The organism is Homoserinimonas flava (assembly GCF_054969005.1).
The window spans coordinates 541,265-563,404 of sequence record NZ_JBUEQS010000003.1; the positions used below are offsets into that span (position 1 = coordinate 541,265).

At 64.7% G+C, this 22,140-nt stretch carries 20 protein-coding genes and 2 tRNA genes; 11 read left to right on the plus strand and 11 right to left on the minus strand.

All coding sequences use genetic code 11. The features are described from left to right. The first annotated feature begins 42 nt into the window (after positions 1-42). The 7 genes from serS (at position 43) to ACY48M_RS11520 (ending at position 6,039) form a co-directional block, all read left to right on the plus strand. Positions 43-1,311 (plus strand): serine--tRNA ligase, encoded by a 1,269-nt coding sequence (gene serS, locus ACY48M_RS11490; protein WP_462820416.1) that lies wholly within the window; start codon positions 43-45, stop codon positions 1,309-1,311. Beyond that, positions 1,308-2,111, plus strand: coding sequence for an HAD family hydrolase (locus tag ACY48M_RS11495; protein ID WP_462820417.1), 804 nt, complete (start codon positions 1,308-1,310; stop codon positions 2,109-2,111). Before serS ends, ACY48M_RS11495 begins: the two co-directional genes overlap by 4 nt. Before the next feature lie 45 nt (positions 2,112-2,156). Beyond that, positions 2,157-2,244, plus strand: a tRNA-Ser gene (locus tag ACY48M_RS11500). Positions 2,245-2,278: 34 nt separating this feature from the next. Further along, complete coding sequence (locus tag ACY48M_RS11505; protein ID WP_462820418.1) at positions 2,279-3,553, plus strand: LCP family protein; 1,275 nt, start codon at positions 2,279-2,281, stop codon at positions 3,551-3,553. An 80-nt stretch (positions 3,554-3,633) separates the two neighbouring features. Next, positions 3,634-3,722, plus strand: a tRNA-Ser gene (locus ACY48M_RS11510). 41 nt (positions 3,723-3,763) lie between these two features. Next, entirely contained in the window at positions 3,764-5,530 is a 1,767-nt protein-coding gene (arsA, locus tag ACY48M_RS11515; RefSeq protein ID WP_462820419.1) for an arsenical pump-driving ATPase, read from the plus strand. Further along, complete coding sequence (locus tag ACY48M_RS11520) at positions 5,527-6,039, plus strand: flavodoxin family protein (RefSeq protein WP_462820420.1); 513 nt, start codon at positions 5,527-5,529, stop codon at positions 6,037-6,039. The genes arsA and ACY48M_RS11520 overlap by 4 nt, the downstream gene beginning before the upstream one ends. Before the next feature lie 166 nt (positions 6,040-6,205). On the opposite strand, the gene ACY48M_RS11525 is transcribed toward ACY48M_RS11520, so the two are convergent. Genes ACY48M_RS11525 through ACY48M_RS11535 form a run of 3 tightly spaced genes read right to left on the minus strand, consistent with a single transcriptional unit; the run spans position 6,206 to position 9,665 of the window. Beyond that, complete coding sequence (locus ACY48M_RS11525) at positions 6,206-7,174, minus strand: sugar ABC transporter substrate-binding protein (RefSeq protein ID WP_462820421.1); 969 nt, start codon at positions 7,172-7,174, stop codon at positions 6,206-6,208. A 17-nt stretch (positions 7,175-7,191) separates the two neighbouring features. Then, complete coding sequence (locus ACY48M_RS11530; RefSeq protein ID WP_462820422.1) at positions 7,192-8,169, minus strand: ABC transporter permease; 978 nt, start codon at positions 8,167-8,169, stop codon at positions 7,192-7,194. Further along, complete coding sequence (locus ACY48M_RS11535) at positions 8,169-9,665, minus strand: sugar ABC transporter ATP-binding protein (protein ID WP_462820423.1); 1,497 nt, start codon at positions 9,663-9,665, stop codon at positions 8,169-8,171. The genes ACY48M_RS11530 and ACY48M_RS11535 overlap by 1 nt, the downstream gene beginning before the upstream one ends. Positions 9,666-9,991: 326 nt before the next feature. On the opposite strand from ACY48M_RS11535, the gene ACY48M_RS11540 reads away from it, so the two are divergent. Next, complete coding sequence (locus ACY48M_RS11540) at positions 9,992-10,663, plus strand: TetR-like C-terminal domain-containing protein (protein WP_462820424.1); 672 nt, start codon at positions 9,992-9,994, stop codon at positions 10,661-10,663. A 6-nt stretch (positions 10,664-10,669) separates the two neighbouring features. On the opposite strand, the gene ACY48M_RS11545 is transcribed toward ACY48M_RS11540, so the two are convergent. Genes ACY48M_RS11545 through ACY48M_RS11580 form a run of 8 tightly spaced genes read right to left on the minus strand, consistent with a single transcriptional unit; the run spans position 10,670 to position 19,668 of the window. Beyond that, entirely contained in the window at positions 10,670-11,458 is a 789-nt protein-coding gene (locus ACY48M_RS11545) for an ABC transporter ATP-binding protein (protein ID WP_462820425.1), read from the minus strand. Beyond that, a complete protein-coding gene (locus ACY48M_RS11550) occupies positions 11,455-13,371 on the minus strand; it encodes a dipeptide/oligopeptide/nickel ABC transporter permease/ATP-binding protein (RefSeq protein WP_462820426.1) in 1,917 nt (638 codons plus the stop codon). The genes ACY48M_RS11545 and ACY48M_RS11550 overlap by 4 nt, the downstream gene beginning before the upstream one ends. After that, a complete protein-coding gene (locus ACY48M_RS11555) occupies positions 13,368-14,309 on the minus strand; it encodes an ABC transporter permease (RefSeq protein WP_462820427.1) in 942 nt (313 codons plus the stop codon). Before ACY48M_RS11555 ends, ACY48M_RS11550 begins: the two co-directional genes overlap by 4 nt. A gap of 13 nt (positions 14,310-14,322) precedes the next feature. Beyond that, on the minus strand, positions 14,323-14,970 hold the full coding sequence (locus ACY48M_RS11560) for a nuclear transport factor 2 family protein (protein WP_462820428.1): 648 nt from the start codon (positions 14,968-14,970) through the stop codon (positions 14,323-14,325). 12 nt (positions 14,971-14,982) lie between these two features. Next, entirely contained in the window at positions 14,983-16,167 is a 1,185-nt protein-coding gene (locus ACY48M_RS11565) for an acyl-CoA dehydrogenase family protein (RefSeq protein ID WP_462820429.1), read from the minus strand. 27 nt (positions 16,168-16,194) lie between these two features. Continuing rightward, positions 16,195-17,475, minus strand: coding sequence for an acyl-CoA dehydrogenase family protein (locus tag ACY48M_RS11570; protein WP_462820430.1), 1,281 nt, complete (start codon positions 17,473-17,475; stop codon positions 16,195-16,197). Positions 17,476-17,530: 55 nt separating this feature from the next. Then, complete coding sequence (locus ACY48M_RS11575) at positions 17,531-18,067, minus strand: nuclear transport factor 2 family protein (RefSeq protein WP_462820431.1); 537 nt, start codon at positions 18,065-18,067, stop codon at positions 17,531-17,533. Beyond that, complete coding sequence (locus ACY48M_RS11580; protein WP_462820432.1) at positions 18,064-19,668, minus strand: ABC transporter substrate-binding protein; 1,605 nt, start codon at positions 19,666-19,668, stop codon at positions 18,064-18,066. Before ACY48M_RS11580 ends, ACY48M_RS11575 begins: the two co-directional genes overlap by 4 nt. Positions 19,669-19,880: 212 nt before the next feature. Between ACY48M_RS11580 and ACY48M_RS11585 the strand changes: the two genes are divergently transcribed. The 3 genes from ACY48M_RS11585 to ACY48M_RS11595 all read left to right on the plus strand — a co-directional run bounded on the left by ACY48M_RS11585 (position 19,881) and on the right by ACY48M_RS11595 (position 22,089). Then, positions 19,881-20,741 carry a nuclear transport factor 2 family protein gene (locus ACY48M_RS11585; RefSeq protein ID WP_462820433.1) on the plus strand — a complete coding sequence of 287 codons (861 nt, stop codon included), beginning with the start codon at positions 19,881-19,883 and terminating at the stop codon, positions 20,739-20,741. Positions 20,742-20,838: 97 nt separating this feature from the next. Then, on the plus strand, positions 20,839-21,426 hold the full coding sequence (locus ACY48M_RS11590) for a flavin reductase family protein (RefSeq protein WP_462820434.1): 588 nt from the start codon (positions 20,839-20,841) through the stop codon (positions 21,424-21,426). A 24-nt stretch (positions 21,427-21,450) separates the two neighbouring features. Beyond that, complete coding sequence (locus tag ACY48M_RS11595; RefSeq protein WP_462820435.1) at positions 21,451-22,089, plus strand: NADPH-dependent FMN reductase; 639 nt, start codon at positions 21,451-21,453, stop codon at positions 22,087-22,089. Positions 22,090-22,140 lie beyond the last annotated feature (51 nt).

Sequence of the window (22,140 nt, forward strand, 5' to 3'; positions counted from 1 at the left end):
GCGTCCAAGGTACGACATGGCGCGCCCGAATAGACTGGGAGTGTGATCGACCCGCAACTGCTTCGTGACAACCCCGACGCCGTGAAAACCTCCCAGCAGGCTCGCGGCTCGTCCGTCGACCTCGTTGATGACGCCCTCGATGCCGACCGGCGTCGCCGCAGGGCGATTGCCGAATCCGAGTCGCTCCGCGCCGAACAAAAGGCCTTCGGCAAGCAGGTGGCGCAGGCGAAGGGCGAAGAGAAGCAGGCGCTGCTCACCCAGGCACAGCAGATGGCGGCGCGCGTCAAAGAGCTCGCGCAAACGGCGACGGATGCTGAGGCCGACTTCACCCGCATCGCGGGCGCCATCCAGAACCCCATTGTCGATGGTGTGCCCTCCGGCGGCGAAGAGAACTTCACGACACTGCGCGAAGTGGGGGAGCGGGCATCGTTCGACTTCGAACCGCGTGACCATGCCGAACTCGGCGAACTGCTGGGTGCGATCGACATCCCACGCGGGGTGAAGGTGTCTGGCAGCCGCTTCTACTTTCTTCGTGGTGTCGGTGCACGCCTCGAGCTGGCCCTCATGAACATGGCCCTCGACAAGGCGATTGCCGAAGATTTCGTGCCGCTCATCACCCCGACCCTGGTGCGGCCTGAGGTCATGGCCGGCACCGGGTTCCTCGGTGAGCACTCGGACGAGATCTACTACCTCCCCGCCGACGACCTCTACCTCACGGGCACAAGCGAGGTCGCGCTCGCCGGCTATCACGCCGACGAGATCCTCGACCTCAGCGATGGCCCCATCCGCTACGCCGGGTGGTCGACCTGCTACCGCCGCGAGGCGGGCTCGGCGGGCAAAGACAACCGCGGCATCCTGCGCGTGCACCAGTTCAACAAGCTTGAGATGTTCAGTTACGTGCTCGCCGAGGATGCCGAAGCCGAGCACGACCGTCTCGTCGCGTTCCAGGAGGCGATGCTGCAGGCCTGCGAGCTCTCCTACCGCGTCATCGACGTGGCCGCCGGCGACCTCGGTTCGAGTGCCGCCCGCAAATACGACATCGAGGCTTGGGTGCCGACGCAGGGCACCTACCGCGAGCTCACGAGCACGTCGAACTGCACCACCTACCAGGCCAGGCGCCTCGACATCCGCACCCGCACCGAGTCGGGCAGGACGACGCCGGTTGCGACACTGAACGGCACCCTCGCGACGACGCGCTGGTTGGTCGCGATCCTCGAAACCCATCAGCAGGCGGATGGTTCGGTGCGCGTGCCCGCCGCCCTGCAGCCATATCTCGGCGGCCTCGAGGTGCTGGAGCCGGTGGCCCGGTGAGCGAACCCTGGCTCGTCGTCCTCGACGTCGACGGCACCATCCTGCTGCAAGACGGGGTCGTGACCGATGCGGTCACCCGCGAGGTCAAGCGCGTGCGCGATGCCGGCCACGAGGTCATGATCGCGACGGGCCGTGCCGTCTCGATGACCCTGCCGATCATCAAGATGCTCGGCATCACCCCCGAATACCTTGTCTGCTCCAACGGCGCCGTGACGATGCGTCGCGATCCGGCAGCCCCGAACGGCTACACCAGGGCGCACCTCGAAACCTTCAACCCGACGAGCGTGCTCACCGCCATCCACAACCGGCTCCAAGGTGCGAGCTTCGCGGTCGAAGATGAAGACGGCCACTATCGCTATGTCGGCGATTTTCCGAATGCCTCACTCGGCATCTCGAGCACACAGGTGCCGTTCGAGCAGCTGCTCGGCCTCGAAGCGACCCGCGTTGTCGTGCTGTCGTTCGAGCACGACCAGGAGGAGTTCCTCGGCATCGTCGAAGAGATCGGCCTGCACAAGGTGAGCTACAACATCGGATGGACGGCGTGGCTCGACATCGCCCCAGACGGTGTCAACAAGGCCACCGGCATGGAGCGCGTGCGCGAATGGCTCGACTGGCCGCGCTCCCGCATCGCCGCGGTCGGTGACGGGCGCAACGACATCGAGATGCTCGAATGGGCCGCCACCCTCGGCCGCGGTGTCGCCATGGGGCAGGCGCCAGACGAGGTAAAAGCCGTCGCCAACGAGGTGACCGGCAACGATCTTGACGACGGTCTTGCGACGACGCTCGCCAGCATCCGCTAGAAGACTTCGAGCATCCGTTAGAATCGGGCTTCGGGGGATACTCCGGGAGGGCTGTCCGAGCGGCCGATGGAGCCAGTCTTGAAAACTGGTGGGCAGAAATGTCTCGTGGGTTCGAATCCCACGCCCTCCGCCACATCGCAGTTGCACGACAGCACGAATGGGGTCCAGTGAGCCGCACACCCACGACACGGCGCGCGCCCAGCGTGATCGCGCAGCACGGTCGACTGCGACGGCCCAACACGATGGTCGGCCTGCTCAAACTCATCGGCGCGGCACTCGTCGTCGTGCTCGTCAGTGGTGTTGCCATTGCGAGCATCACGGTGCAGCAGATCGAGGGCAGCATCACCTCGGTAGCCCTTGTCGGCGAAGAAGACGGCCCGCCACCCGACCTGAGCTCATTTGAGGGTGGCTTCAACGTGCTCATCGTGGGGAGCGACGTCTGCGAGGCGGAGGGCGGATGTCGCGATCGCCAAGCCGAACTCAACGACGTCAACATTCTCGTGCACATCTCCGCCGACCACAGCAACGCGACCATCGTCAGCTTTCCGCGCGACCTCGTCGTGCCCATCCCGTCGTGCCCGCGCGAAGACGGCGAGGGCAACAACTCGGCGATGAGCGCACGCCCCCTCAACGAGGCGCTCTACTACGGCGGCCTGCCGTGTGCCGTGCTCACGATCGAAGAACTCACGGGGCTCGACATCCCATTCGCCGCCATGATCACCTTCAACGGTGTCGTCAACATGTCGACGGCGGTCGGCGGCGTCACGGTCTGCACGACCGGCCCGCTCATCGACCGGCAGGCTGGCATCAACCTGCCGAGTGCTGGCGACTGGACGCTCGAAGGTCACGACGCGCTCGCGTTCCTCCGCAGCCGCTACGGTGTCGGCGATGGCAGCGACCTCGGCCGCATCAGCACCCAGCAGGTGTTCATGTCTGCGCTCATGCGCAAGGTCACCGAGGATGGGGTGCTCAACGACCCGACAACCCTGTACCGCATCGCCACCGCCGCGACCCAGTCGATGACACTCTCGAACAGCATGACCAACGTCTCGACGCTCGTCTCGATGGCCGGGGTGTTCCGCAATATGGATCTCGAGCGCATCACCTTCGTGCAATACCCGTCGACGACCGGCGTCGGTGGGGTGTACGAGGGCAAGGTCGCGCCCATCGAGAGCGTTGCGCGCGATCTCGTCGAGGCACTGCAGGCGGATGTGCCGTTCACCGCCGAGCGCACAGGGGTTGGCTCTACCGACAACCCGGACGCCGAGGCGAGCACTCCTCCCGCCGAGCCTGAGGCCGAGACGCCAGCCGACCCAGACGCTTCGGCCGCACCAGAAGCCTCAGCCGAGCCCGAAGCCTCAGCCGACCCGGAGCCGCAGGTGATCGAGGGGCTGCTTGGCCAATCCGCAGCGCAGAACACGTGCGCGAAGGTCAACAACTAGGCGACTCCGGATGCCCCGTGGGGGCCGTGCTCGCTCGAATCGGTTTGTCGCGAGTGTGCCGCTATGATTGTCGACGTACTGGAGACGTCGCATAGTCCGGCCGAGTGCACCACCCTGCTAAGGTGGAGTCCCCTTAAGGGGACCAGGGGTTCAAATCCCCTCGTCTCCGCAGTTGCCCAGCGGATGGGCGCATGACACCCTTGGGCGACCATGCGATTTCTTGAACGTCCTCCAAGGTTCTTGTTCTTTACCGGCAAAGGCGGGGTCGGCAAGACCTCGGTCGCCTGTGCGACGGCGGTGCATCTCGTCTCTGGGGGCAGCCGGGTGTTGCTGGTGAGCACGGACCCGGCCTCCAATATCGGCCAGGTTTTCGGCATTGCCATCGGCAACACGATCACGGCCGTGACCGAGGTGCCGGGGCTCTCCGCCCTCGAGATCGATCCGGAGCAGGCGGTCGAGGCTTATCGCGAGCGCATCATCGCACCGATCCGCGGCATGCTGCCCGAGCCGGAGGTCGCCGGCATGGTTGAGAGCCTGTCGGGGTCGTGCACGACCGAGATCGCCTCGTTCGACGAGTTCACGAACCTGCTCACTCACGACGACACGTATGGCCACTTTGACCACATCATCTTCGATACCGCACCAACTGGGCACACCATCCGGCTGCTGCAACTGCCGGGGTCGTGGACCGACTTCCTCGCTACTGGTGGAGACGCTTCCTGCCTCGGCCCGCTCGCCGGGCTCGAGAAGCAGAAGGCGACCTACGCGGCAGCCGTCGACGCGCTCACCGACCCCGCGCGAACCAGGCTGGTGCTCGTGGCTCGACCCCAGACATCCGCCCTCAACGAGATCGAGCGCACGTTCGCCGAGCTCGCGACCGTGGGGATGGTCGACGCGCATGTCGTCATCAACGGAGTGCTTCCGTTGGCCGCCGGTGATGAACCGATCGCCGTCGCCCTGCGGAGTCGGGAGACCGCGGCGCTCGCCGCCATCCCGCCAACAGTGGGAACACTGCCTCGCGAGACGATCCAGCTGAAGACCGGCAATCTCGTAGGCCTGGGGGCCTTGCGGATGCTGTTCGCTCCATCCGAACCTGCCGCCGTCGGCGACAACGCAGACGTCGACGAAGACGCATCCGTGCCCGTGCCCGTCGCGCCGCTCGCCGACCTCGTTGCCCAGATCGAAACGGATGGCGCCGGGCTTGTGATGTGCATGGGCAAGGGCGGCGTTGGCAAGACCACAGTGGCGGCCGCGATCGCTGTTGCGTTGGCGCAGCGCGGCCATGAGGTCCTGCTGACGACGACCGACCCGGCCGCACATCTCACGGAGACGCTCGAGGGCTCCGTCGACGGGCTTACGGTGTCGAGGATCGATCCCGTGAGTGCCCTCGAGCAGTACCGCACCCACGTGATGGCGACCAAGGGAAGGGACCTCGACGAGGAGGGGCGCTCGGCGCTCGCAGAAGACCTCATGTCGCCGTGCACGGAGGAGGTCGCCGTCTTTCAACAGTTCTCCCGCGCCGTGCACGAATCACGACGCAAGTTCGTCGTCATCGACACGGCACCAACGGGCCATACGCTCTTGCTGCTCGATACCGCTGGCTCGTACCATCGCGAGATCGCACGCCAGATGGGGGAGGCGAACCTCGGCTTCACGACCCCCCTCATGCGGCTGCAGGACCCGGCCCAGACCAAGGTGATCCTTGTCACGCTGCCCGAGACCACGCCAGTGCTCGAGGCAGAGGGGCTGCAACGCGACCTCGAGCGGGCGGGCATCCACCCGTGGGCGTGGGTTGTGAATAATTCGGTGGCCGCCGCCGGCCCGCGCTCGCGATTCTTGCGCACGCGGGCCCGCGCCGAACTCGAACAGATTGCGCGGGTCGAGCAAGTCGCTCATCGCAGCGCGATCATCCCGCTGCTGGCGGAGGAGCCGATCGGGGTTTCCCGCCTCTCGGCGCTGGTCGGGGACGCGTCATGAAGTCATCGCTCACACCCAAACCGACGCGCGCGCTCGTCGTATTCGAGACGTTGTGGGGTAACACGGAACAGGTCGCCCGCGCGATCGCGCACGAATTGAAGAAGCGGATGCCGGTGGAACTCGTCGAGGCGGATGCGGCGCCGACCGACGTGACCGGGTTTCAGCTCGTCATCGCCGGCGGGCCGACCCACGCGTTTTCGATGACACGACCGAGCACGCGGCGTGGCGCCGTAGAACAGAACAGTGCGCCGAATGCTCCGGAGCGGGGCATCCGTGAGTGGTTGGCGTCGTTGCCGACCCTTGACGCACCAATCCGCGCTGCCGCCTTCGACACCAGGGTCAATGCCCCGCGTCTGCCGGGGTCGGCGGCGAAGGCCATCCGGCACGAGCTCCGGTCACTGGGCTTCGACACGACGGTGAAGGCGAAGACCTTCCGGGTGCACGACTACGCTGGCCCGCTTATCGACGGGGAGATCGAGCGGGCAGGCGAATGGGCACGCCAACTCTGAGGCGTTCGCAGCACTTCTCTCATCTACCTCGTGCTGTGGCTTCTCATGCCGAGCGACGAGCTCTAGCGCGAGACATAGTCGATACTGTCGGTGACGCACGCGGCCCCGGAGAGCGCTGGTGTCTCTCCGGGGCCGCGCAATGCGAATCAGTGTTTCGTGCCTGGAATCAGTACCCTGGGTCGATGTCCGCCGCGTTGGACGGGTCGATGTAGATGCCCGGCACGGTGACGAAGTTCGATTCGAGAGTTCCGCCCTCGAAGTGGGTCGTCATCCCGGCCATCAGCTCATCGACCGCGGTGTCCCAGTCCTGCATCGCCGTCGCGGCGAAGGGGCCACCGCCGGCGATGATCTCGTTGATCGCGCCCATGGTGTCGGCACTGACGACCGTGACATTCTCGCCAGATTCGGCAACCGCCTGGAAGGCGCCGAGGGCCGCTGGTGCCCACCCGGCCCAGACAGCATCCACCGTGCCGGGGTTGGCCTGCAGGTAGTCCTTGACGTGGGCGAGCGAATCGTCGAGCGATTCGCCGATGTGGGCCACTTTGTGCACGTCGACCACGTTGGCGCCCGCTTCGGCGAGCGACTCCTCAAGGATCGCGGTGCGGGCCGAGATGGTCAGCGAGAGGTCGAAGCTGATGAGCGCGATGTTCTTGCCCTCGAGGTCGCCGAGCGCAGACTCGAGCCCCTGGAACGACAGCGCAGCGAGGTCGGCCTGGTCGGAGACCACATCGAGTGTGAACACGTCGTTCTGTTCCGGATCACCATCGATCGCGAACACTGGGATCTCGGCATCGTTCGCCGCAGTGATGCCGACGTTCGAGGCGCGCGGGTCAAAGCCGGCCAAGAAGAACGCGTCGTAGTCCTGGTCGACGGCGGTCGTCATGTAGCTGTTGAGCGCGTCGTAGTCGTCGTTGGTCGTGTTGAGCTGAACTTCCCAACCGAGCGCCTCTGCTTCGGCCTGGAACTGGTCGACGACGTACTTGATGGCGGGGCTCGCGTAGCCGGCGCTGAAGGCGGCGACCCTGATGGTGTCGTCACCAGAGTCATCCCCAGAGCCGCCGCCCGACGAGCATGCGGAGAGTGCGAGAACGGATGCGGCGAGTACCGCTCCGAGTGCGAGTGCTTTGCGTTTCATTAATGAGCCTCCATTGATCATTGGTGATTGCGGGTGCGTACAGCAGAGAGAGCGACGGCAGCGATGATGATGAGCCCAGTGAGTACCTGCTGAACGTATGAGTCGACGCCGACCGTGTTGAGCCCGTTGCTCATGACGCCGATGATGAGCACGCCGACGATGGTGCCGGGAAGGTTCGCCTGGCCGGAGCGCAGCATCGTCATGCCGAGGAAGACGGCGGCGATGGCGAACAGCATGTAGTTGTTCGCTGTGGTCGGATTGGCATTGCCGAGGCGGCTCACGAGGATGATCCCGCCGATCGCCGATCCGAGACCAGCGACGCTGAACGCCACGATCCGGGCCATGGGCACCCCGATGCCAGACAGCCGCGCAACCTCAGCGTTGCCGCCGACGGCATACCATCTGCGCCCCTGATTGGTGAAGCGGAGCACAACCCAGACGAGGAGGGCGAGGCCCACGGCGAAGAAGATCGGCGCCGGGATGCCGAACGGCCGACTCTGGCCGATCACGAGAAACTCCTCGGGGAGGCCGTAGACCGTGGTGCCGTTGGTCACCACGAAGGCGAGCCCGCCGACCGTGGTCATTGAGGCGAGCGTCGCAATGAAGGGCGAGAGCCGCAGACCTGCGACGAGGGCACCGTTGAACACGCCGACGGCGATTCCGGTGAGGATGCCGAGCACGATCGCGAGAGGAATAGACACCCCCGCCACGAGGGCAACCGCGACGACCGCACCACTCAGCGTCGCATTCGCGCCAACCGAGAGATCAAAGTCACCCGCCACCATCACCACGGTCTGCGCCGTTGCGATAATCGCGAGGATGGCGACCTGTTCGAGGATGTTTCGCAGGTTGCTCACCGTGAGAAACACCTCAGGCTTCAGGATGCCGAAGAGGGCGATCAGCGCGATGAGGGCGATCAGCGTGCCGCCCTGTGCGAGCGTGCGGCCCAGGTTGCCGAGCCGAAGCCTGGCGCTCGCGGTCTGGATTTCGGTCATCAGGAGGCCCTTCCGTAGAACTGTGCAATGAGCGTCTCGTGGTCGGCATCTGCCGCACGAAGCTCGGAAACTATGGAGCCGTCTCGCATGACGAGCACCCGGTCAGCAAGGCCTGTCAGTTCGGGCAGGTCTGAGCTGACGATCACGACAGCGGTGCCCTCTTCGGCAAGGCTGCGAATGCGGCGGTATAGGTCGGCGCGAGCGCCGACATCGACACCCCTGGTCGGTTCGTCGATGAGCAGCACCCGTGGTGAGCGGGCAAGAGCCTTTGCGAGCACCACCTTCTGTTGGTTGCCGCCCGAGAGCTCACCGGCGGCCTGCTTGGGGCCGCGGGCACGGATGCCCAGCGAGTCGATCGAGGCGCGCGCGAGCTCGGTCACCCTCCGCTCCGAAACGAATCCGGCGGTGCTGACCGCCGGGAGATTTGCGGTCGCGATGTTGTCTTGGATCGACGTGCCGAGGCTCACGCCCTCGCTGCGACGCTCCTCAGGAACGTAGGCGACCCCCGCTGCGAGAGCACCGCCAACTCCGCTGCGCACCGGCGTTTCGGCTGGCACGCTGACCGTGCCGGAGGTGCGGCGCTGTGCCCCCGCGAGGAGTCGCAGCAATTCACTGCGCCCGGATCCGGCGAGCCCGCCGATGCCGACGATCTCGCCCATCCGCACATCCAGATTCGCCTCGCGCACCCTCGCGCCAGTGAGGTCCTTTGCTCGCAGCACGACCTCGCCCACGGCTGTCGCCCGGTCTGGATACAGCTCGTCAGGTTCGCGCCCAACCATGGCGCGGATGACATCATCGACGGTTGTGCCCGCGATCTCGCCAGTTGCGACGGTGCTGCCGTTGCGCATGACGGTGTAGCGGTCGCAGAGCTCGAAGACCTCCTCGAGCCGGTGTGAAATGTAGAGGACGGCGACACCTTGGTCTCTGAGCGAGTTCAATACCTCGAAGAGCCGAGCCGACTCGACGTCCGTGAGAGCCGCCGTTGGTTCGTCGAGGATGAGGACCCGCGCCTGTCGTTGCAGCGCGCGTGCCAGCGCGACCATCGTCTTCTGCACTGGTGAGAGCGAACCGGCGAGACGGTCGAGTGGGATTCGCTGCCCCAGGCGCTCAAGCTGCTCGCCCGCGATGCGTTTGACCCCACTCCAGCGCACAAAGCCCGCGGTGCTCGGCGAGTGACCTCCGAGCAAAATGTTCTCCGCGACGCTCAGCGTCGGAACGATTGCGACCTCCTGATAGAGCGCAACGATGCCGGCCTGAGCGGCCTGGTGCACAGTGCGGAAGCGCACAGGCTCGCCGTTGACCTCGATGGTTCCCGCATCGGGCGGAAGCAGCCCGGTGAGGATCTTGATCAGTGTTGACTTGCCGGCACCGTTTTCGCCGAGCAGCGCATGGATTTCGCCTGCGCGAAGCTCAAGTCGCGCATCCTGGAGGGCTCGCACCCCATCGAATCGCTTTGCGATGCCGTCGACGGTGACGACCGCTGAGGAATTGTTCACAGACGTCCTTGTCGTGGTCTTACTAGTCGGGTCGCTGCACTATATCGGCAAGAATCGCTGGATGTCACTTCATCGGCACCCCGTGTCAGCTCAGGTCGAGGCAGCGATGTGCGCCCCCCAGAGTTGCGTGGGAGCGCTCCTTACCTTGCGGATGCGAGGCTCAAATCTCAGCGCAACTCTCCCGGCAGGACTTCGGTGCGTGTAGGCTGAATTTGCTGAACGGTTTCGTATCTTCGAGGCGTTCAGTCATGTGTTTGTGCACGAAATTCGCGATACACAACCGTTCTGACGATACTCAGACGATACAGACGAGGATTTTTATCAGGATGACAAAAGTCAAGCCAAAATCCGACGCTGTTGTGCCGCGTTCTCGCGGGCTCGAGCGCAAAGAGGACATCCAGCGAGTCGTCCTCGAACTTGTCGCGGCCCACGGAATCGAAGGGGTCACGATCGACGCGATCGCCGCAACGGCGAAGGCGTCAAAGGCCACGCTCTACAGCCGCTGGCCCACAAAAGCTGACTTGATCCGCGGAGCGATCGAAATGTCGTTCGGCGGCCAACGACCGCACGACCCGGGCGACCTGGGCGGACTTCGGCCAGAACTGCACGTCGTGCTTGAAGCGGCCGCCTCGATGCTGCGCGACAATCGCCGACTCATCATTGCGCTCATGGATGGCGCTCAGCGCGACGAGACGGTGTTTCGTCTGATGCGTCAAGAAACCCAGGAGAACGTGCGCGAGGCAACGCAGCGTCCGATCATGCGGGCAATTGCCCGCGGTGAGGTCGGCCCCGAAGTCAACCTCAACCTGGTTCCCGACGTCGCACTGCCGATCATGCATCACCGTGCGATCTGGAACGAGCCGATCGACGATCAGTTCCTCAACTCACTCCTCGACGACATTCTCATGCCTCTTGCGACAGCGACCGCGACAAACGCGGCAAAGCCCGCCGCTGAGATCACTGCGGCGAAGCCGGCCCCCGAACTCACTGCAGAGTAGCCGAGATCACTGCAGGGGAGCGGGGGTTCTCCTGCCGCCAGTCGCAAGCATTGCTGTGACGAGTTGTTGGGTGTAGCTGTGCGACGGCGAGCGCACGACGTCGTCGGCAAGACCAGTCTCGACGATTTTGCCCTGCTGCAAGACCGCGATGCGATCGGACATGTACCGGACCACCTCAATGTCGTGGCCGACAAAAAGCAGGCTCACCCCGGTCGCGCGCTGGATCTCGCGCAGCAGATTCAACACCTGTGCTTGCACCGACACATCGAGTGCCGTCACTGGTTCGTCGCACACGACGAGCGATGGCTCACTCATCATCGCTCTGGCGATGGCGATGCGCTGTCGCTGCCCGCCAGAGAACGCGGCCGGAAAACTGTCTTCGATACCGGGTGGCAGCCCCATGCGGTCGAGCAGTCTGAGCATCCGCTTCGTTGCGTCTGGACTATTGCGAGGCAAGCCCTCGAGAAGGGCGGTGCGGATGCGCTTCACCGGGTTGAGCGTGCTGTTCGGGTCTTGAAAGACCGCACGGATGTCTGAGCCATATGCCCGGCGACGCCGCGGGCTCAATGACGCGAAATCGACGCCGCGGTAGATGATTCGCCCAGACGTGATCGGCACGAGGCCGAGGATCGCCCGCCCGATGGTCGACTTGCCAGAGCCTGACTCTCCGAGCAGTCCGAGCGTCTCGCCCTCGGCGATCTCGAAGCTCACGCCATCGACCGCCCGGTGACGCCGCCGCCCGGAACCATAATCGATCGTGAGTTCTTCGACGGTGAGCAATGGTGCACCGGTCATCGCAGGACCTCCGCTGGTGTGGCAAGGACTTCATCAACGAACAGGCAGCGACTGGACTGCTCGTCCGTGACCGGGATGAGCGGAACGGGGGCCTCCCGGCAGGTGGGGCGAGCGATCGGGCATCGAGCCGCAAAGCGGCATCCGACCGGCCACGATCCGGGTGGGGCGACCTGCCCTGGGGTCGAGACGAGCGGCAACGAACGATCGGCGTCAGCACGGGGTCGGCACGCGAGCAGTGCCCGACTGTATGGGTGTGCGCTCTGCTCCAGGAGCTCTTCGACCCGACCCTCTTCAGCAACCTGCCCGGCGTACATCACGACGGCACGGTCGCAGAGGTGGCCGATCACTTCCCAGTCGTGGCTGACGATGAGCATCGCCATGCCCATCTCGCTCTGCAGGGAGCGAAGCAGGTCGAGCACCCCGAGGCGAATCGACGCGTCAAGGGCAGTCGTGGGTTCGTCAGCGATCAGCAGGTCCGGCTCACCGGCGATCGCACGAGCGATGGCCACACGCTGCGCGAGCCCGCCAGAGAGCTCGTGAGGATAGCGCCGTGCAATGGTCTCGGCATCTTTGATCTGCACTCGCCGGAGCAGCTCAAGAGCGCGAACCTTTGCTTCGCGGCGGCTCACCTTGTGGTGAAGACGAATGACCTGGGCGAGCAGGGCACCGACGCGCATGGTTGGCTCAAGTGTTGCCATGGGGTCTTGGAAGACGTAGCCGACCGACCCGCCACGATAGGTCTGGAGCGCCTTGCCTTCGAGCTCGAGCACGGCTTCTGACCGAAACCGCACGCCGCCGCCGGTTGTCCGACCGGCGGCGGGGAGGATTCGCGCAATTGAACGGGCGACAGTCGACTTGCCACACCCGGATTCGCCGACAAGCCCGACAGCTTCACCCGGACCGATGTCGAGGCTGACTCCCTCGACCACGAGCACCTCTCGTGCCCCCGCGGTGTAGGTCACGTCAAGGTTGCGCACCGAGACGAGCGCAGCGCCTGGTTCGACCGTCGCGGGTCGTGCGGTCACGGTCTTGCGCCGTGCCGCCCCCGCCCACGGGTCGACCGTGGCTTCGCGGAGCGAGTCCCCGAGAATGTTGAGCGCCAATACCGTGAGCGCGACTGTGGCGCCGGCGACGATCATCGGCCATTGCGAACGCGAGAGCACGAGCACGGCGTCTTGGATCATGCCGCCCCAGGTTGGCTCTGGCGGCTGCGGGCCGAAGCCGAGGAAGGCGAGGCCGACAGTGAAGGAGATGCCAACGCCCGCGAGGAGCGTTGCCTGCACCAGTACAGGGCCGATGACACGCGGGAGGATGTGGGTCGCCATGATCCGCGCGGGCGAGAGCCCGGCGACACGGGCGGCATCGACGAAGTTCTCTCGCCGAATAGCAATCACCGCTCCACGAATATTGCGAACAACCGGGGGGCTCATGAGCACACCGAGCAGCACCATCGCGAGCCAGAACATGTTGTCGAAAACGCTGAGGATGACGATGGTCATGATGAGCACCGGCATGGCGAGTCCGATGTCCGCAATGGTGGTGACAACTCGATCCCACGTGCCACCGCGATACCCAACGAGGATGCCGAACGGAACCCCAAGCCCGAGCGCCACGATCAGCACGAGGCTTGCGTAGCCGAGCGAAGGAATGCCCCCGTGGAGCAGGCGGCTGAGCAGGTCACGCCCCAGCTGGTCCGTGCCTAAGGGGTGGGCGAGGCTGGGGCCAGCGAGTGCATTCAGCAGGTCGTTCTGATTTGGGCTCGGCAACGACAACACGGGCGCGAGCAGGCAGGCGGCAATTATGACGAACAACACCGCGCCCGAGACGATTGCGAGCGGCCGACGAATGAGGCGGGCGAAGGGGCCGCGAACGCCTTTGGCGCGGGGAACGGCGAGCGATTGAGTCAGCGTCATGCGTGCCTTGCCTTCGGGTTGAGCCAGCCGTACAGAAGCTCGAGAACGATGTTCACGATGACAACGCCAAGGCCGATGACCACGACGACGCCCTGCACGAGGGGATAGTCACCGGTGTGTGCCGCGCTGACCACCAACGTGCCGAGGCCGGGGAGCGAGAAGACCGTTTCGGCGAAGACGGTCCCGCCGATCATGGCGATGAAGAATACGCCGACCATGGTGACGATCGGGATCGCCGCGTTTTTGAGCACGTGTGCCCAGATGATGCGGGTCTCAGACATTCCGTCTGCCCTGAGTGCGGCAACGAAGTCTTTTGACAACGCCTCCTGCATCGAGTCTTTTGTCTGCTTGGCGATGCCCATCATCGGGGCGGCAACAAGTGTCACGACGGGGAGGACAAGCGATCGCGCCCAACCTTCGAGTGAGTCATCCGGCTGCACATACCCGGTTGCCGGCAGCCACGCCCTCTGGAGTGCGAACCAGGCGATCAGCAAGAATCCGAGCCAGAACGGTGGGATTGCCGAGAGCACCACTGCGGCCCACTCGAGAACCCGGCTCACCCAGCCGCCGCGAAGCGCTCCGAGCATGCCGATGAGCACTCCGCCGATCGTCGAGATCACCAGTGCGATCAGCACGAGGCTGAGCGTCACCCCGATGCGCTGCCCGATGGTCGCGGCCACCGGCTGTGAGGTGAGCAGCGAGTTGCCCAGGTCGCCCTGGAGCGCCGCGGTCAACCAGTTCCAGTACTGCAGCAGGAGCGGATCATTCAGCCCGAGCTGTTCTCGCACCTCGGCAAGTCGCTCAGGTGTGACCGCGTTTCCGAGCACCGCGGCCGCCGGGTCGCCCGGGGCAATCGCGATGAGCAAGAAGGTGAGAAACGAGACGGTGAACAGCAGCGGCACAGCAAGTGCCAGCCGCCCGAGGAGCAGTCGCATCATTGGCGGGTCACCCTCAGTCTTCCGTGACGTAGGTGTCGTACGGCTTCGGAGGCACAGGGACGAGCTGTGGCGCTCGATTCAGGCTGTACTTCGTCTCGAACGAGACGGGCTCATCCGGTCGACCGGGCCCATTCGGGATCGGCGGTTCCGGCGGCGGCGGGGATGTGAGGATGCTTGTGCCAACCTCGCTCGCCCAGGTCTGGTAGACGTGCAGGTGCCAAATCTTCCATCCGGCCTCGGTCTTGATGAAGTCGACCGAATAGGTGCACCAGTACCAGAATTCAATGCGAGGGCTGTCTTCGACCCAGAAGAACCGGTGTGCCTCATGGCCGGGTGAATTCCACACCGCTTTTGCGGTCTGCCCGTCACCTGCCACCTCGATGACGGGCGTGGTGAGGGTGTGCTCGACGAGCTCTCCGCGCCGGTCGGGCTGCGTGAGCTCCTTTTCGAATGTGACGCCGAAGCAGCGATACGCAGCATCGCGACCGCGCCAGATTCCGGCTGGCATCTCGATGAGGAGATCGTCGACATCGGCAAAGAGTTCGACGATGTCGGCGTTCTGGTACGCAGAGTGAAGATACTCATACGTCCCCATGATGTTCTGCACGGCCTGGACTGCTTCGAGACGCTCAATTCTCAGCAGCAGATCTTCGTTGATCAATGCTTCTCGCTCCTAATACAGCGCGTCGGCGTGGCCGCCGAGGCTCTGACCCAATAAGACCCTGCCGGCCAGCAGCTGTGCGTGCCGTCCATCGAGTGTCGTGTGGTTCCGCATCACCAGGGTATTCCTCGCCATGCGGTCGTAGTCGGTGCCGTCCCGGAGAACGCTCGCACCGGCGGCCTGAATGATCGTGTCGACCGCGTTGAATGCTTCAACGCCACTCGCTGCGACGTCGAGATTGAGCCGAGCGCGCTCCGCCATCGACGGCTCTTCGCTTCCGGGCGCATAGAGACGTTCGGTCCTTGCGACCGCGTCGTCGAGCAGCAGCCTCGCAACGTGCGCCTGCTGGGCCCCAACCCCGTACGCGGACTGGGTTTCAGGCTCCTCAAGGTACGGAACACTGCTCGCCGGGCGAACGCGCTTGCCCATCGCCGCAGGAAAGAGGTCGAGTGCACCCTCAGCCGTGCCGACGGCAACCGCGCCGTGAATGAGCGACAGCACCCGGTACATCGGGTACTGGAGGGCATCGTATGACGGGTAGAGCGAGGCCCCATCATTGTCACGCGATGAGTAACGGATGAAATCGGTCACCCGGTGTGTGGGAATGAACACATCATCGAGGGCGAAGTCATTCGACCCGGTTGCTCGCATCCCAGGCACGTGCCAGGTGTCGTGAATCTCACCCTCGCTGACCTTCGCAACGACGGCGAGCGGACCGTGCTCACCGGCTGCAGCGACAACCGCCCAGTTGGAGTGGAGTATTGCCGACGCGAACCGCCAGCGCCCGGTCACCCGGTATCCGCCGGCGACAGGAACCGCCGAGCCAGGGGGAGCCGCGACCGCGGCAGCCAGCCCGGGGCTGCTGCTGAAAATCTCCTCCTGCGCCTCAGCGTTCAGCCGCGAGAGCAGCCAGTTGTGCGAGATCAGGAAGGCGGCGACCCAGCCGGCAGAGGCGTCGCCGCGAGACAGGGTGCGCACAATGTCGATGAACGCCCCGAAGCTGATCGCTGAACCACCCGCCTCGACCGGTCGCATCGCCGTAAAGAACCCGGCGCGCTCGAACGCGTCAATGACCGAATCGGGGAGCCTGCGGAGCGCCTCCGCTTCGGCCGCCGTTTCGCGCAAGAGCGGAATGAGCTCTTCTGCGCGGGCGAGGAGGGTTGCGGCATCCGGGAGTGCAACGGTGTTGGCTGACATGATCGGCGTCGTCTCGTCGTTGAGGGCTTAGGGAATGCTCGGCAGGCCGCCGGCGAAGGTCGGGTCGATCGTACGACCGAGCGCGTCTTTGCCGGTGAGCTCCGCAAGCGGGTCGAATCGGATGGCCCCGTGCGATGCAAGCATGCGCAGGTCGCGGTGGGCGCGCTGAATCGGATTCGACATCGACGCCACCGAAGAGCCGAGTGCCTCCTCGAGGTCGGCGATCGCATCCCGGCAGAGCCTGATCGAGAAGACGAGCTCCATGTGCAGCCGTGACGCCTCGACCGGCGACAGGTCGAAGCCTTCGGCGGCCAGCACGTCGATTCCCTCGGCCACCCGCTGCACGACAGCGCGGGCGGTGTCGATCGCGGCCTGAGCGCGACCAGCGACGATCTGCGTGCCGGGGGAGTCGGCGATCGACGGGTACGGGAGGTTGAAGGGCGTGCGCTTTGGCGCCGTGCCGAGAAACGATTCGAGCGAACCCTCAGCGAGGCCGAGCGCAGCGGCCGCGAGATTGAGGGTGATGACCACCACTCGAGACTCTGCACCCCACGTGAACTGCGGGCCGCTGAAGCGGTCGCGAAGCCCATTCATGCGGTCGGACATCTCTTGGAGGTCGAAGAAGCGATCAGCCGAAATGTAGACCTCGTCGTCGGCAATGATGGAGTTTGAGCCGGTTGCGGACATCCCGCTGACATTCCAGTCCTTGATGATGCGACAGGATGATGCAGGCAAGAGGGCAAGGCCTCGGCCCGGCGTGCCGTCAGCTCGCTCAAAGTCTGCGCCGACCATGAACCAGGCTGCCGTGCTGCTGCCGGTGCCGAAGCCCCACTTGCCCTTCACTTTCCAACCACCGGGAACCGAGCGCGCTGCACCGACCTGACGGGCGAACACCGAGGCGCCCACCAACCGTGGGCCTGGCACATCCGCGGAGCTCTCGAAGATCTCACGAACCGTCTCGTCGGAGTACGCCAGCGCCAGGTTGTGGTTTGTCGCCGCGGTGCCGGTCAGCCACCCAGCAGAACCGTCGCCCCTGCTCACCGCCTGGATGACCTCTGCGAGGTCCCTGGCGCCGAGTGCAGTGCCACCATGCTCGATTGGCGTGCCGAGATCCCACACGCCAATCTCCTTGAGGCGACCCGTGACGTCGTCAGTGAGCGCGCGCAACCGCTCGGCTTCGGGCCCCTGCCTCTGCATTTCGGGCACGAACTCAAGCAATTCGTCCCGCATTCTGCGGGCGGTGTCGGTCAGTGTTGCACACGGCGCGAAGGCCTCAAGGCCCGACGTTGCGGTTGCGATCTCGGTCACGGTTCTGCTCTTTCTCAGTTCGGAAGTGTCATTGCATCGCTGTGGCGATGACGAGTTAGGGCTTGACGGATCCCGGCGGCGGAGAAGCCGCGCTCCAGTGCTCCGTCATGCGCCCGCCGCCAACACGGAACATCGTTGGGATGTTCTTGCGGCCACCGTCTGGCGTCAACGACTCCAGCAGCAGCGCGGCGATGTCGTCTTCGACAACGACAGCCACGGGCATCGGCGGCCACAGGTCGATACCGGCATTGGCTGCGCCCTTGAAGAATGCGGCCAGTGGCGCCCGACCGTCTGTGAGATGCGCATCGTGCTGCTTGTAGCCCTCATCGATGAACTTCTCGAGGAGTGCATCGATGTTTCCCGGAATGTCGCCGGTCGCCACCACTGCGGCCATCTCGCGCTGGAACTCGACCGCGAGCCGCTTCACCTCGCGCGTGGCGGGATCGTCAGACTCGATGAGACGCTCGATGAAGGCTTCATCAGTGATCCACGTCCGAAAGAATGCCGGGTCATGGATCGTGGCGAGGGGGCCTGCGAACGAGTACGGGGCGGAGGCCGCCGGCGTGCCGGCGACCCCCTCAGTTCCGTTCAATTTCCGCTCCACGACTCGCCAGCGTTCGGCGAGTACGGGTTCGGTTCTGCGGTGACGTAGCTCGTCGCGACATTCTCGACGCCAGGCTGAACGACCGTGATCCTCGGGATCGACAGGATGGTCACAGACCACTGCAGCTCATCGACCGCGGTGGTCACGTCCTTGAGCAGCTCGTCCTGCTCCTCGACGGGGGCTGCGGTGGCTGCGGAGACCGCATCACTCACATTGCTCGGCAGCGCCTCGGCCTTGGGGTTGAGCGGCGCAACGCCCGTCATGCTGCTCGTGACGAGCGTGAAGACGCTCTCGCCGGGCTCGGTGTAGATGTACGCCTCGAAGCCGCCGCCGCCGAGAATCTTGCCCATCAGTGCGGTGAAGGGGTCATCGTTCCGCTCAAGCGCCACCGTGATGCCGATGGCTTCGAGCGCACCTTGCACGGCGAGGCCGAGGAGGTTGCCGGGGTCGCTTGCGGAGGGCGACGTGATGGTCAGTTCGAACCCATCGGGGTAGCCGGCTTCTGCGAGCAGCTCCTTTGCCTTGTCAACGTCGTAGGCGTAGGGGTCTTCGCTGGTGTAGCCACCGACGCCTTCGGGTGTCGCCGAGCTTGTCGCCGTTGCGAGGCCTGCGTAGAGCGACGTGTTGATGTCGTCGCGCGGCATTGCATAGGCAATCGCCTGACGAACTCGAACATCAGCGAGCGGCCCCGTGGTGCGGTCGCCGAACACGAGCATTGCTGTGCCGGAATCACCGATGCCGAGCGCGCCCTTCGAGACCGTCAAACCGGCGTCTTCTGCACTCGCCGCGAGCGGCGCCAGCAGCGAGACTGCGTAGGTGACCTGTCCACTGGTCACGGCATTTCCGAGCGCCGTAGCGTCGGTGAACGGCTTGATGACAACCGAGTCGTAGGTCAGTGTGTCTGGAGCGAAATAGTGCTCGTTGGGCACGTACGTGTACTCGGTGCCGTTCGTCGACTGCTCCGGGTCGAGCACGTATGGTCCAGCGCCCTGTGTCGTCGTGTTGAGCGAGTCGGGGTCTGCTGTGCCTGCCTCGGAGGCGATCATCGCGAAGGCGCTGTCCTGGTAGAGCAGGCTCAGCGCGTATGACTCTGGCACGGCCATCTTGAAGTCGAGCTTGACGGTCAGCTCGTCTGTCGCCGAAACGGACGCGATCTGCGCGCCATATTGCGCGAGCTTGGCGGACGGTGTGGTCAAGAAGCGCGTCATCGAGGCGACCGTGGCATCGGCCGTCACCGCGGTGCCGTCGCTGAACATCGCGTCGTCACGAAGCGTGAACGAGATCGACATCGAGTCTTCGGCGAACTCCCACGATTCCGCGAGGTAGGGGCCGAACTCGCCGTCAGGCGTCTGGTACAGCGGGGTCGCATACGCGAACTGGTTGTAGGTCGGCAAGTTCGAGTACACGGGATCGAACTTTCCGACATCCTGCGTGACGCCGACCGTGAGGACGCCCCCCTCGCTGGAGGCGTCATCGGACGAGGTTCCTGTGCAGCCGACAAGCACGAGGGCCGTGCTTGCGACGACGGCGATCCATGAGGCGCGGCGTCGCGACGACGAGCCCGGGTCCGCCCGGTGTAGTGACTTCATTGTCTACTCCAAGTTTGGTGATGAAGGGGTGCGTGATCCACTCGCCTTGAGGGACCTTCGCCAGTGTACTGTACCGAATCGTTCTGTCTAGCTACAGAGACGAACTCCCGCAAAAATTCGCTGATCTCTCTGATTACAATGGCAAGCGGCGCTCCACGCGCCGAGCGCTTGACGTTAGCGTACTCTTTCGTATCATTCCCAAAGGAGCAACGATGCCCCAATCTTCAGACCAACTGAGCGCCAATAAGCAGGTTGTGCTCGACTACTTCCACGATGTTGTTGCCTCGTTCGACGTGCGTCCGCTCGCGCGATTCATCGCGGACGACTTCGAGTTGCACGGTGCCGACGATCTCGTCGGAATCGACGCATTCAGGGGCATCCTTGAACGTGACTTCGAGGGCCAGCCGCCCCTTGATCCGGCGGACGTGAAAATGTTCCCGCCGGCCTTTGTTGTTGCCGAGGGTGATCTCGTCACGATCGCCTTCTACATGCCGATGGCCGACCCGCAGGTGGAGGGGGGGTCGTACGACTACTACGGCCTCAACACGTACCGCATAGCCGATGGGCTCATTGCCGAGCGGTGGACAAACGAGCACCGCTACGCGCGACCGCAGTTTCTGCCAGAGATGGCGTTCGGCAAGGAGCCGACCGCGCCACAGCATGTCGGTGAGACCGACCTCCAGGCAAACAAGAGCCTCGTTGCCGACTTCTACGCCAAGGTCTTCGGCCCGCTGGATACGGATGCCGTGAAGGATTTCGTCGCCGAGGACTACTTCCAGCACGTTTCGCACATGCCGCAGGGCCGAGCGGGGCTAGAAGCATTCGTCGCCGACCTGGCATCGCACGCACCCGCCCTCCCTGCGGGCGCCGAGCCTCCCGCCCAGCCCGCCCCGTCGGTGCTTCACGCCGAGGGCGACATGGTCGTTATCGCTGCTGAGTTGCCGCAGCCGTTGCGTGACGGCACGGGCGGCACCTGGAACTACTTCGCCTACGACGTGTATCGCGTCCGCGATGGCAAGCTCTCTGAGCACTGGAGCGGGATCGACAAGTATGCCCGCCCGGAACACGGTTGAGTCGCGTCGCGTCACCGCGAGCAAGCTCCGGTTCCTTGCGAATCAGACAATCTCTAGGTACGGTACCGTATCGTACCCATTAGGCAAAGGAGTCGACATGAGCAAGGCACAGGGGCAGGCGGCCGTGGCGGCTGTCGAAGCCGATTCGGTCTCCCCGGCAGGCGAAACCCTGTCGCTGCCAGCCGGGGTCACCGGTGAGCAGTTCAAGCTGGCGTTCCGAAACCATCCGGCGGGTGTCGCCGTGGTGACCGCCGATGCAGGGGACGGCCCAGCGGGGCTCACGGCGACGAGCGTGTTCTCCGCAAGCGCCGAGCCGCCACTCTTGATCTTCTCGCTGTCATCGCTCTCGTCGAGTGCGCCGACCATTGCCGCCGCCGACACCGTGGTGGTGCACCTTCTCGGCGCAGGTCAGCGCGAGATCGCGACGCGATTTGCGACCAGCGGGATCGATCGTTTTGCCGACGCATCCTCGTGGGATCGTCTTGCCACCGGCGAGCCCTACCTCGTCGATGCGCAGGTTCGACTCCGCGGGCGAATCATCGACCGGCTCGCCGCCGGGGGCTCGACCATCGTCGTTGTCCACGTGATCGACACCCACGTCGAGCCTGAGGTCAATGAAGCACCGCTTGTCTATCACAATCGAACCTGGCATCAACTCGGCGACGCGTCGATGTTGAACGACTAACACCAACCCCAACGAAAGCGCTCTATGTCAAAGCTCCTCATCATTATCGCCAGCACTCGCGGAGACGTCCGTGCCGGCAAGCCGATCGGCGACTGGGCGACCGAGGTCGCCCGGGCCCACGCTAATTTCGCCGAGATTGAGGTCGCAGACCTCGCCGAGATCGATCTCCCGTTCCTCGACGAGCAGAAGTCGCCGAGAATGGGCAGCTACGACAAGGACCACACCAAGGCGTGGGCTGCCACGGTGGACAGCGCGGATGCCTACCTCGTCGTCACGCCCGAGTACAACTACGGCCCGCCGGCAAGCTTCATCAACGCGCTCGACTTTCTCTTCTGGGAGTGGACGTACAAGCCTCTCGGGTTCGTCAGCTACGGCGGAATCGGTGCTGGCCTCCGCTCGGTGCAGGTAATCAAGCAGATCGTGACGACGCTCCGAGTGATGCCAATCGCGGACGGCGTCGCAATCCCGTTCGTCATGAAGCAGCTCTCCCCGAACGGATTCGAAGCAAACGAGATGCAGGTGGGAACCCTCCACCAGCACCTCGACGAGCTGCTCCGCTGGGCGAATGCACTCGAGCCACTGCGGGCCCAGGTGCCAGAGCTTCGCAAGATCATGCCGCCAGGAGCCCCGCCCATGGCGCCGCCCGCAGGCGGCCGTCCCTGACGTTGAAGACAAAAGGACCGGGATGGCTGAAATGCCATCCCGGTCCTTTTC